This window comes from Clostridium subterminale (assembly GCF_039521425.1).
Taxonomy (GTDB): domain Bacteria; phylum Bacillota; class Clostridia; order Clostridiales; family Clostridiaceae; genus Clostridium_J; species Clostridium_J subterminale.
The window spans coordinates 442,052-454,542 of record NZ_BAAACI010000006.1 but is presented as its reverse complement, the minus strand read 5'-3'; the positions used below and the strand labels follow the sequence as shown (position 1 = coordinate 454,542).

General features: G+C 29.3%; 12 protein-coding genes. 4 read left to right on the top strand and 8 right to left on the bottom strand.

Going from position 1 to position 12,491, the window contains the following annotated elements; all coding sequences use genetic code 11:
- The first annotated feature begins 115 nt into the window (after nt 1–115).
- From ABDZ93_RS11060 to ABDZ93_RS11050, 3 genes are all read left to right on the top strand, one after another.
- A complete protein-coding gene (locus ABDZ93_RS11060) occupies nt 116–742 on the top strand; it encodes a GntR family transcriptional regulator (RefSeq protein ID WP_343826370.1) in 627 nt (208 codons plus the stop codon).
- A 191-nt stretch (nt 743–933) separates the two neighbouring features.
- Nucleotides 934–2,058 (top strand): ABC transporter ATP-binding protein, encoded by a 1,125-nt coding sequence (locus tag ABDZ93_RS11055; RefSeq protein WP_343826368.1) that lies wholly within the window; start codon nt 934–936, stop codon nt 2,056–2,058.
- A gap of 4 nt (nt 2,059–2,062) precedes the next feature.
- Nucleotides 2,063–3,634, top strand: a complete 1,572-nt coding sequence (locus ABDZ93_RS11050) for an ABC transporter permease/substrate-binding protein (RefSeq protein WP_343826366.1) — start codon at nt 2,063–2,065, stop codon at nt 3,632–3,634.
- A 133-nt stretch (nt 3,635–3,767) separates the two neighbouring features.
- Here the strand turns inward: ABDZ93_RS11050 and ABDZ93_RS11045 are convergent, their stop codons facing one another.
- The 5 genes from ABDZ93_RS11045 to ABDZ93_RS11025 all read right to left on the bottom strand — a co-directional run bounded on the left by ABDZ93_RS11045 (nt 3,768) and on the right by ABDZ93_RS11025 (nt 9,151).
- Nucleotides 3,768–4,913: a LysM peptidoglycan-binding domain-containing protein gene (locus tag ABDZ93_RS11045; RefSeq protein WP_343826364.1), complete on the bottom strand. Its 1,146-nt coding sequence runs from the start codon at nt 4,911–4,913 to the stop codon at nt 3,768–3,770.
- A gap of 175 nt (nt 4,914–5,088) precedes the next feature.
- Nucleotides 5,089–6,045, bottom strand: a complete 957-nt coding sequence (locus ABDZ93_RS11040; protein WP_343826362.1) for a siderophore ABC transporter substrate-binding protein — start codon at nt 6,043–6,045, stop codon at nt 5,089–5,091.
- Nucleotides 6,046–6,492: 447 nt separating this feature from the next.
- Complete coding sequence (locus ABDZ93_RS11035) at nt 6,493–7,248, bottom strand: iron ABC transporter ATP-binding protein (RefSeq protein WP_343826359.1); 756 nt, start codon at nt 7,246–7,248, stop codon at nt 6,493–6,495.
- Entirely contained in the window at nt 7,249–8,208 is a 960-nt protein-coding gene (locus ABDZ93_RS11030) for an iron chelate uptake ABC transporter family permease subunit (RefSeq protein WP_343826357.1), read from the bottom strand. It abuts the gene before it with no gap.
- Complete coding sequence (locus tag ABDZ93_RS11025) at nt 8,198–9,151, bottom strand: ABC transporter permease (RefSeq protein ID WP_343826356.1); 954 nt, start codon at nt 9,149–9,151, stop codon at nt 8,198–8,200. The genes ABDZ93_RS11030 and ABDZ93_RS11025 overlap by 11 nt, the downstream gene beginning before the upstream one ends.
- A gap of 474 nt (nt 9,152–9,625) precedes the next feature.
- On the opposite strand from ABDZ93_RS11025, the gene ABDZ93_RS11020 reads away from it, so the two are divergent.
- Nucleotides 9,626–10,552, top strand: a complete 927-nt coding sequence (locus ABDZ93_RS11020; protein ID WP_343826354.1) for a DMT family transporter — start codon at nt 9,626–9,628, stop codon at nt 10,550–10,552.
- Nucleotides 10,553–10,700: 148 nt separating this feature from the next.
- Here ABDZ93_RS11020 and ABDZ93_RS11015 read toward each other — a convergent pair whose 3' ends face one another.
- The 3 genes from ABDZ93_RS11015 to ABDZ93_RS11005 all read right to left on the bottom strand — a co-directional run bounded on the left by ABDZ93_RS11015 (nt 10,701) and on the right by ABDZ93_RS11005 (nt 12,377).
- Nucleotides 10,701–11,240, bottom strand: coding sequence for a GNAT family N-acetyltransferase (locus tag ABDZ93_RS11015; RefSeq protein ID WP_343826352.1), 540 nt, complete (start codon nt 11,238–11,240; stop codon nt 10,701–10,703).
- A gap of 218 nt (nt 11,241–11,458) precedes the next feature.
- The gene (locus ABDZ93_RS11010; protein WP_343826350.1) at nt 11,459–11,974 is read right to left on the bottom strand and encodes a hypothetical protein; all 516 of its coding nucleotides are present in this window, start codon (nt 11,972–11,974) and stop codon (nt 11,459–11,461) included.
- A gap of 1 nt (nt 11,975) precedes the next feature.
- A complete protein-coding gene (locus ABDZ93_RS11005; protein WP_343826348.1) occupies nt 11,976–12,377 on the bottom strand; it encodes a DUF4430 domain-containing protein in 402 nt (133 codons plus the stop codon).
- Between the last annotated feature and the right edge of the window lie 114 nt (nt 12,378–12,491).

Genomic DNA, 12,491 nt, shown 5'->3' with positions numbered 1-12,491 from the left:
GTCAATTCATTATAATAAAGTGAAATGTTAATTTTATTTGTACTAATATATACTAATTTAAAATTAGATATGGTATATTTAATTTTGTTATCAATATAGTTATAGGAGAATTATTATGGAAAATAAATTTAAAATAACAAGTCCTAGATATCAACAAATAGCTGCCGATGTTGCAGCAAAAATCGTTGATGGTCATTATAAAGTTGGTGATAAGATTTATGCAAGATCTTCTCTTGCAAGTCAATATGGTGTCTCATCTGAAACAGCGAGACGTGCTATTTGTGTATTATCAGACTTAAATATTGTGGATACTTCAAAGGGTAGTGGAGTTACTATAAAGTCCTACGAAAATGCTATAAAATTTATTAAACAATATAATGATATTAGTACTATAAGTAATTTAAAGCAAGATATTATTGATAGTGTTGACAGACAAAAAAAAGAAATAAAGTTTCTATATGGATGTCTTTCTGATTTAATAGATAAAACTGATAGATTTCGCTCTGTAAATCCATTTACACCATTTCAAATAGAAATAACATCTGCTACACCTTATATTAACAAATCTGTGTCAGATATAAACTTTTGGCATAACACTTCAGCAACAATAATTGCAATCAGAAGAAATGATTCTTTACTTATGTCGCCTGGTCCATATGCAACCTTTCAAGAAAATGATATATTTTATTTTGTTGGAGATGAAAATTGTATGGAGCGTGTTAAAAAATATTTATATCCATAAATTAAATTGTTTGTATAAACTTAATAGAAATTACTTAGGCTATTTCAAAATAATTCATTAATCTTTGTCAGAATGTAAACTAAGATTAATGTAATTTTGAGATAGTCTTTTTTATATTTACTCTTCAAATTTGACAAAGTAACAACTTAACATTATAATTAAGTTGTTACTTTTACAAAGGAGGATTCGTTTTGATAAAATTTAAGAACATTTCAAAAAAGTTTAAAAACACTACTGTTCTTTCAGATATCTCTTTTGAGATTGAAAAAGGACAATTAGTAGCCATTATAGGTGAAAGTGGTTGTGGAAAAACAACTACACTTAAAATGATTAATAGACTTATAAAACCAACATCAGGTAAAATTCACATTAATGGTGAAGATATTAGTATGAAAAATGTAATAGATCTTCGAAGAAACATTGGTTATGTTATTCAACAAACAGGTCTATTTCCACATATGACCATAAGAGAAAATATTGAACTAATCCCTAAAGTTCAAAACAAAAGTGCTGAAGATATAACTCAAAGAACTTATGATTTGATGGATATGGTAGGTCTTGACTGCAATGAATTTCTTGATAGATACCCAACAGAACTTAGTGGTGGTCAACAACAAAGAGTAGGTGTTGCAAGAGCATTCGCTACAAATCCAGATATAATATTAATGGACGAACCATTTTCAGCTTTAGACCCAATTACTCGTTCAAGTTTACAAGATGAACTTGTTAGTTTGCAATCAAAGTTAAAAAAGACAATTGTGTTTGTAACTCATGATATGGACGAGGCTGTAAAAATATCTGATAAAATATGTATAATGGATAAAGGTGAGATTATTCAATATGACACTCCTGAAAATATACTAAAAAATCCTGTGAACGATTTTGTTTCAGAGTTTGTTGGTAAAAAAAGAATATGGACATCCCCTGAATTTATTAAAGCTGAAGATATTATGATAGAAAACCCTATAACTTGCTCTGAGGACCTATCAATATTTAAATGCATAGAAAAGATGCGTTCATATAAAGTTGACAGTTTAATGGTTATTGACAACAAATCTAAAAAACTACGTGGTGTTGCAAAGGGAAAACAAATACGATTAATTGATGATAAGTCAATTAAGGTTAGTTCTGTTCTTAAGGATAATTATACTTATGTTTCTCCCAATGATACTATCATCGATGTTTTAAAAAGCGTAAATGAAAATAACATTTCAACAATCCCCGTTTTAAATGATAAGGGTGGCCTTATTGGATTAATCACAGAAAGTAGTCTTGTTACAACGCTTAGCCAGCAATATATAGAAGTGGAGGCGTAGTGATATGAATATTTTTGAATACTTTTTACAAAACAAAACTCAAATTATCTCATTATTGATTGAACATATCGAACTTACTACAATTTCAGTTGGACTAGCTATTTTAATCGGTGTTCCCTTAGGAATTCTTATTTCTTATGTAAAAAAGCTAAATAAACCTATTCTTGGAATAACAAATATTATTCAAGCTATTCCTAGCATGGCTTTATTAGGACTCTTCATACCACTTTTAGGTATAGGAACTATTCCCGCAGTTGCAACTGTAGTTCTATATTCTTTATTACCTATAATTAAAAACACATATACCGGGATTTCTAACATTAATCCACAGACCATTGAAGCAGCAAAAGGAATTGGGTTAACCAAATTTCAAATACTAACAAAGATTCAAATTCCACTAGCACTACCTATTATAATGGCTGGAGTTCGTATTTCTTCCGTTACTGCTGTAGGATTAATGACAATTGCTGCCTTTATAGGTGCAGGTGGTTTAGGATATCTTGTGTTCTCAGGAATAAGAACTGTAAATAATAATCAAATCCTAGCCGGTGCAATCCCAGCCTGTTTACTTGCTTTAGTTGTAGACTTTTTAGCTGGAGTTGTTGAAAAACTAGTAACTCCTATAAGCTTGCAAAAGGTTAAATCCACTACTAAAAAAGATTTGATTAAAACTCGTAAATTTCAAAAAAGATTATTAGTAATTTCAAGTATTTTCATTATTTTAGTATTTGTATTTTCTTCAATTACCAAAGTTAATACTAACTCAAAATCTATTACTATAGGAAGTAAAGATTATAGTGAACAAATTATATTAGGTCACATGGTTGCTGATTTAATAGAAGAAAAAACTGATATTTCAGTAAATCGTAAAGTAAATCTTGGTGGAACTCAAGTATGCTTTTCTGCTTTAAAATCTGGTGATATAGATTTATACATTGAATATAGTGGGACAGCTTATGGAGATACTTTAGGATATCCACCTATAAGTGATATGGAAAAAGTCTATGATACTGTAAAAAATGATTTCAAAGAAAAATATAATATTGAAGTTTTAAACCAAATGGGATTCAACAATACTTATGCTCTAGCTGTTAAAAAAGAAACAGCTAAGAAATATAATTTAGAAAGCATCAGTGATCTCGCACTTGTTGCAAGTAATTTAAAGTCTGGAACTACTCTTGAATTTTTAAATCGTGATGATGGACTTCCTGGATTAACTAAAGAATATAATTTTACATTTAATGATTCCATAGGGCTTGATGGCTCCTCTCGATATACTGCTCTTGTCAATGACAAAGTAGATGTAGCAGACGCCTTTGCAACAGATGGTTTATTGAAAAAGTTTGAATTAAAAACATTAAAGGATGATAAAAACTTTTTCCCACCTTATTATGCAATGCCTATAGTTAGAGGTGAAATTGTTAAAGAGTTTCCAGAAATAGTTCCTATATTAGAAGAACTATCAACTGTTCTTAACAATGATATTATGATGGAACTTAATTATAAAGTTGACGAACTGCAGATGAAACCTGAGGATGTAGCAAGTGAATTCTTAGAGGCACAAGGACTAATATAAATATAATAACTTCTAATTATATTTATATATTATTTAATGAGCTATAGATTAGATTTCAAATACAAGAGACTGTGCAGAATAGATTAAAAATCACTCAGCAACAGTCTCTTTTTCTCATTAAAGTTATTTTACTTTATCTAATCTTCAATATTTGGCCTGGATATATTAAATTGGGATTAGATATATTGTTAAGCCTAACTATAGTTGAAGTTGTAGTACCATATCGCTGTGCTATCTCACTTAAAGTATCCCCTGATTTTACTGTATAGTATGACGAACTACTAGTATTGCCTTCTGATGAAGAACTACCTGATGGCAATATTATTTTTTGTCCTGGATATATTAAGTTTGGATTTGATATATTATTAGTACTAGCTAAAACTTGAGTTGTAGTTCCATATCTTTGTGCTATACCACTTAAAGTATCTCCTGACTTTACAATATAATATGATGAACTACTGGTACTACCCCCTGTTGAAGATCCACTTAATGGCAATATTATTTTCTGTCCTAGATATATTAAATTAGGATTTGTTATACCATTAATAGATGCCAATACTTGATAGGTTGTACTATACTTTTCAGCTATTCCACTTAAAGTATCTCCTGACTGTACGATATAATATTTATCGTCTTTCCTATCTTCATCTGTACTTGGACTTTCTGGTACACTTTGTCCATTTAATAATATCCCCATATTGAACTCGTTTAAGTCACAATTTCCACTTATACCCGGAACTTGTCCAGTACTTGAAAATTGGAAACCGACCCATTGATTCCATATTTGATTACTAGCAGGTCTACTTACCCCATATTCAGCAATCCATAAAGGATATATCCCTAACCTGCTATCTAAACTAGTTCTTGCAAAATTAGTATAGGTATAAACTACAATACCTTTACTAGTTAATTTCTTAACCTCTTCTAAAAAGATTATTGCTGCACTTGTTAAAGATGTCTTATCTAAACCATTAGTCTGCTCTATATCTATAGCTAGTCTACAATCAAATTCTCTATTTCCAATGGTATTTACAAAATGTCTAGCTTGAGATTTAGGATCTATTCCCCCTAGAAAGAAGTGATAAAATCCAACCTTCAAACCCTGAGCTTTAGCATTTTCATAGGATGATAAAAAATAATTATTAACATAGCTTATACCTTCCGTTACTTTAATATAAACTATTTCTATTCCACTATCTTTTACCTTTTTAAAATTCACATTTCCTTGCCAACTACTTATATCAATCCCCTTATAATTACTACTATTTCTACTTTCCATAGAAACACCCCCTCTCTATATAAATATGTAGTTTATGAATTTTTTCTACTATGAAATTACAATATTATATAACTAATTTTAATAAGCTCAGAGTGTTCTAGTAAATAGTAATACTATGGAAAATAGCTATTTGACCTTTAAGATGTCAAATAGCTATTTCTATTTTTATAATTTATTATTTTGTGATAACTTCCATATCAGTTATCATTAAATCTGCTGCTTGAAGCCCAGCTCCACCAACATACCAAGCTTGGGCATTTAAATATACTATATTCCCATTCTTGTATGTTTCAGCAGTCTTAACCAGATCATTTTCTATTACTTCTTTAGCTGCTGAATAATCTTCTGATCCACTTGTTCCTGCTGCTTTATCAACTACTAAAAGATAGTTTGGATTTTTAGCTAATAAATATTCATAAGTTATATTTTGGCCATGGTTTGACACTTCTATATTATCATCTGTTGGTACAAATCCAAATTCATTAAATATAATTGAAAATCTTGATCCTGCACCATATACACTCATAGATCCATCTGTCACGATAGTCGCTAAAGCATTTAATCCTTTATCCTTTACTTTTTTTCCGACAACTTCAACTCTTTCATTAAGTTCTTTTAATTTAGATGTTGCTACATCTTCTTTATCAAATATTTTTCCTATTCTATTTACATTTGATTCTAAAGATTTTAAGTAGTTTTCAGAATCTGTTCCCAATTGTATTGTTGGAGCTATAGCAGAAAGCTCATCATAATAATCAGCTTGTCTACCTTCTATAATTATTAAATCTGGATCTAACTCATTAATTTTTTCTAAATTAAATTCCTTTAAGCCTCCTAAGTCCTCATATTTATCACTTTTATAATCTGATAAATATGTTGGTAAGCTCTTTAGTGGTAATCCTACTACTCCTTCTATCTCCATTGAATCCATAATATCTAAAGATGCATAATCTAATACTACTACCTTCTTTGGATTTTTAGGTACTTCTGTTTTTCCTGCTGTATGAGTTATTGTTATAGTTTCTCCTTTCTTTTCTCCTGTTTCCTTACTTCCTAGCTTTGTAGCTGCAAATACACCAATCAATGCAACTATTGCAATCCCAACTATTATACCAACTTTTTTCTTGTTCATTTATTTCACCTATCCCTTTCATTTATACCTAATTACTACTTTTCCTTATATCCTAAATATTTATTTTTATTTATAAATAAATTTCCTTAATTACTTAATTATAAGAAATTATATTTTTACTATGTCATGATTTCACACTTTCTTCTCAATGATATTCCTTCTCACCTTGTTTAAAAAAGTAATTTCACTGAATTGAACAAACTAAATCCTAGATTTTATTTTTTCGCTTTGCTCGCGATAACACTACTTCTCACATACCTGTGTGAAATGAAGCTCTTTTTCCCTACATTTTTAAAATGAAACTCCTTTTCACTTCGTTCAAACGAGTAAGTTCGACCAACCAAATCATAGATTTTATTTTTCTCGCTTTGCTCGTAGGGACACTCCTTGTCACATACGTTCCAATGAGTAAGTTCTACTAACAAAATATAAAATTTTGAGTATCACTTAGAAATATACACAGATGTTGTTTCCGTTTATATTTTTAATATCAAAGTCAATTTCGTATACATCTTCTAAAACATCCTTTGAAATTATAGCTTCAGTAACATCATCCTTAACTATCTTTCCATCCTTAAGAATAACTATTTTATCTGAGTAAACTGACGCAAAGTTTATATCGTGCATAACTATTACTACAGTTTTCCCAAGATCATCAGCTAGACCTCTTAGAACTTTCATCATTTGAACTGAATGTTTCATATCTAGGTTGTTTAGTGGTTCATCCAGTAATACATATTCAGTATTTTGGGAAATTACCATGGCTATATACGCTCTTTGTCTTTGACCACCACTAAGCTCATCCAAATATCTATTTTCTATATCTTTAAGTTGCATATATTCTATAGCTTCATCTACATACTTCATATCTTCCTTTGTAAGTCTGCCTTCACAGTGAGGATAGCGTCCGAAGCTAACTATTTCCTTTATAGTCAGTCTTACATTTATATTGTTGGACTGTTTAAGTATAGATATTTTTTTAGCAAGTTCCTTAGTGTCCCACTTTTCTAATTCTGTACCATCTATTATGACTTGACCTTCATCTTTTTTCATAATACGAGATATCATTGATAATAAGGTACTCTTCCCTGCTCCATTAGGCCCTATGAAAGAAGTAATTTTTCCTTTTTCTATATTTAAAGACACCTTGTCTACTACTGCCTTATCTCCGTATTTTTTAACTATCTCTCTAACTTCTATCATCTATTTCCCCTCCTTCATTAAAAGATATATAAAGTATATTCCACCAATAAAATTAATTATTATGCTCACTGTACTTCCAAAGTTTAGTATTCTCTCTACTACAAATTGCCCTCCTACTAAAGCAATTATGCTTATCAATATGCTTCCTATTATTTGATAACTATGCTTATATGTATTAAATAACTGATAAGATAGATTTACTACTAGTAGTCCAAGGAAAGTTATTTGACCAACTAAAGCTGTAGAAATAGATACTAATATAGCAACAATTAGTAATATTTTTCTAGAGAACTTATCAAAATCTATTCCTAAGTTTATTGCTTGATCTCTTCCTAGAAGCATCACATCTAACTTTTTAATATCATCATAAACTAATACAAAAATTACAAGTATAGCTATTATAGATATTAATAATATGTCTGTATTAACATTAGCAAAGCTAGCAAACATTTTGCTCTGTAACGCTTCAAATTCGTTAGGATCAATCATAACCTGTATAAAGGATGTCATACTCTTGAATAAAGTCCCTAAAACTGTTCCAACTAGTAATAAAAAGAAGATATTATTTCTTCCATTCTTTTTAAACAGCAATTTATATAAGATTAGAGTTCCAATTAACATTACTCCTACAGATAATAAGAAGTTTACATTTTTATTTGTCATAAATATGCTTGATACACCAAATAAAAATACTGATATTGTTTGAACAAACATATATAGTGAATCAAGTCCTAATATGCTTGGTGTTAAAATCCTATTGTTGGTTACAGTTTGAAATATCATAGATGAAAATGCAATGGATCCTCCAGTAATTGCTATAGCTATAACTTTAGGAATTCTCTTTGATAAGTTATAATCCCAATTTCGTGCATTTAATCCTTGGAATAAAAATAATCCGATAACAGCTATTGCAATTGCTCCAAGTATGTACAGTTTCTTTTTATCTCTATTATCTTTCATTTCTATTCCTCCTAAATATCAGGTAAAGGAATATGACACTTCCTATAACTCCAACTGTAAGACTTATAGGTACTTCATATGGATAAATAATAAGTCTACCTATAATGTCGCAAGCTAGTACAAATATAGCTCCAAATAAAGCTGTCTCCCATATATTTTTACTAAGGTTGTCCCCTTTAAATATTGATACTATATTAGGAACTATAAGTCCTATAAACGGTATATTTCCAACTGTTATTACTACTAAAGCTGAAATTAACGCAACTATTACAACTCCAATATTAGAAACTCTATTATAGTTAAGCCCTAAATTAGAAGAAATATCTTCTCCCATTCCTATAATTGTAAACTTATTAGCATATAATAAAGCTATTATTAGTAGAGGTATTGTTAAATACAATAGTTCATAATTCCCTTTTATAATCATAGAGAAATCTCCCTGCAGGAAAGTTCCCATACTTTGTACTAGGTTGTTTTTATATGCAAAGAAATCAGTCATAGAACCTATAACATTTCCTACCATTATTCCTACTAAAGGAATAAATATAACATTTTTCATTTTTATAGTTTTAAGTATTTTCATGAAAACAAAAGTTCCAAGAAGAGCAAATATAAATGCTGTTATCATCTTTTGCATTAAAGTCGCTGATGAAAATAGTAACATAGATACTAGTACTCCTAACTTTGCAGAGTCCACCGTAGCTGCTGTGCCTGGAGAAACAAATTTATTATTACTAATTTGTTGCATTATAACTCCACCAACACTCATTCCAACTCCTGCTACGACTATACTTATAAGACGTGGTAATCTAGCTAAAATTATTATATTCATTTCATCTTGATTCCATTGTAGTATATCCGTAAATGCTATATTTTGAACTCCTATAAATATTGAAGCTATTGTCAGTATTATAAATATAGGAATTAAGTATTTCTTTTTCATAGTTCCTCCAAAAACTTTATTATGTATTCTTAAGTCTCTATATGTATAAAAATTTTATGGCATTCTCAAACACTTATACACACTTGACGTAATAATTAATTTTATTATCAATTAAATTTACATTTCAATTGATAATATTTATCGCCATTTCATAGTAACTTAATTGATAATCATTTTCAACCTCTTCAAACTTGAATACACTCGATTAAATTACTCAAAATTCTCCGTTCTTCACTTTTCTGTACTTTCCTTATATACTTGTATTGAATTTTTATACTATAATTTAACTTTTAATTTTAGATAAGATGAATTTTATTGCTAAAAACAATAAATAATAAAGCTCATTTACATTGGTTGCATATAATAGTAAAATTCTAATTGAGATAATTAGATATTTTAAAATACATTCACAAGAAATATAAATTAATTTGTAATTATTTAAGTTTTAAATGTATAAAGGGGATTATTTAAATTATGAGTAAAAAAGATATTTTTCAAAAAAATGGTGTGATTTTATTATTAGCTTTACTATGTACCTTACTTTGGGGAAGTGCCTATCCATCTATAAAGATTGGCTATTCTTTATTTTCTATAGGTGAAAATGATATTTTTGGCAAGCTTCTCTTTGCAGGCAATCGATTTGCTTTAGCAGGTATTCTAGTAATTTTATTGATTTGGATAATTCAAAAGAAATTTCCTACTCCTAAAAAGGAGGCCTTAAGTCATATTGCACTACTTGGATTTGTTCAAACTACTTTGGAATATTTGTTTTTTTACATAGGACTTTCTCATACTACCGGCGTTAAGGGGTCCATACTAAATGGTACTGCAACCTTTATGGCTGTAATTCTTGCTCATTTTATATATTTAGATGATAAATTAAATTCTCAAAAAGTTTTAGGATGTATTGTTGGATTTATGGGAGTAGTTATAATTAACTTAGGTGGTGAAATTGGAAGTGGTTTTACCCTTACTGGTGAAGGATTTATTATTCTTGCTGCTGCTTCCTTTGCAATAGGTTCTCTTATAAGTAAAGAAGCTGCTAAAAGAGAAGATAGTATGATAGTCACAGGATGGCAACTTCTCTTTGGAGGGGCTTTACTTATAATTGTAGGTGTCCTTGGAGGTGCCCGAGCTTCTATACCTTCTACTGAAGCTATGCTATTACTTTTATATCTCGCCCTTCTTTCTTCAGTGGCTTTTACAATATGGACTATCCTATTAAAGCATAATAATGTTGGTAAAGTTTCTATATACAACTTTTTAACTCCTGTGTTTGGTGTTTTTCTTTCTGCAATATTCTTAAAAGAATCTATTTGGCATTGGAAAAATCTTTTAGCTCTTGTATTAGTATGCATTGGAATTTATATTGTAAATAAGCCTAAAGTTAAAAATAGTTAACTAAAATTAATAGACTCTACGAACTAATTATTCATAGAGTCTATATTATTAATAATTTCCCATTTACATTAATATTGTATTTAATCATAATAAAAATAAGAAGATTGTTAATCCCAATCTTCTTTATCCGTTTTCCAATTATAAAATTTTAAATATTTTTATTGTAATACTCCCTTTTAGTTATAGAGTAACAAACATCATCATATATTCTTCCATCATAAATTTCACTAGCCATCCTTAATGTTCCCTCATATTTAAATCCACACTTTTCTATAACCCTTTTGGACTTCTTGTTAACATCATAATGATAACAAGATATTAATTCATATTCCATTTCTTCAAATAAATATTTTATTACTCTTCTCACCGCTTCAGCCATAATTCCTTTTCCCCAATATTCTTCAGAAAGTACATATCCTATCATTCTTGCCCTTAACAAATTTCTTTTCACATCTCTATGATTGCCAATTGAACCAATTACCCTATTATTTTTCTTATATACAATTGCCCATACCTCGTCATTCTTTATAAATGACTGAAGTATCCCCTTAGATATTTCTTTATTCTTATGTGGTTTCCACCCTGCCATAGGACCAACATTTGGATTTTTAGAATACTCATAAAAATCATCTAAATCTGTGATTTTCCAACTTCTTAAAATTAATCTTTCTGTTTCTAACAACTTCATATTCACACCTCTTAACTATTTTAATTTATTCTTTACCCTTACCATCTTATTATTATATGTAAATAATAGGTTTTGGTAGTTATTTCTTAAAATAAATATACCATAAGTGGATCTTAATTCCTCTAACTTATGCACCTAATTCCTTAATACCTTCCTAAAAATAAAAGAGAACTTTGAAATCTCAAAGTTCTCTTTTATATTGATAAAACTATATACCTTCAAAATTTAGTTCCTAAATTATATTTTGCTACTAAATTCTTCAATAAATTATATACCCTTTTTCCAAGCATTAACATAATAAAATAATTACCTACCATATGAATTAAATCATAGGGTATTCCATTTATCCAATAAGTTAAAGCAAAGGTTGTAGACACTGTAAAGATATATGGAATTGAATACAGTGCACCAAATAACATTCCAAACACACCAGATACAATACTCCACCCTAAAAAATTTTCTTTAATTATTTTTCTAAATAACAGCACTACTAGTACTAACACAGGCCAAACAACCCAGTATCCAAACCACCAAGTTCCCATTCCACTAACAAGTCCTAATAAAAAGTTAAATACTACTACAACTACCAATGCTCTTCTACCTAGTACTAAAGTATATATTATAAGTAAAAAAGATACTGGTTCTATATTAGGTATTCCACTCATCATAACTTGTAACACAAGCATTAGCGCTCCAAGTAATGCCAATATTATCAAATCCTTAGTTTTATACATATTACCAACCTATTGTAAGTATAAGTTCTATCTTATCGCCATCTTTTATAGCAGTATCATCTATACCAGTTTGAGAATTTTCTCCATTTATTTTTAGATTCCACCACTCTTGCTTACTTGCATCCGCATTTAGACCATCTACTCCTGTTATAAATCTAGTAGCTTGAGATGCATCAGTTACAACTATCTTCATTTCATCTAATGCTTTTCCTAGAGTTTCTGAACTAGTAGCATGTGTATAGGTTTTTTCATGCTTATCCTTTTCACTTATAACAGTAATTTCTATAGTTTTATCTCCTTCAACTTTTTGTTTTGCATTAAAGTTTTTGTAGATAAAAAATCCACTAATTGCAATAATTATGACTATTAAAGAAATTATTATTGACTTCATATTCTTTTTCATAGCTTCTCCTCCTAATAAATAAAATAACTCTCCTTCATTAGAGAAAGAGAGGTTTCCGTGACTACTATTAGCCTTATCTCTATGTAAAAACTCCATTTCCATGCTATCATATAT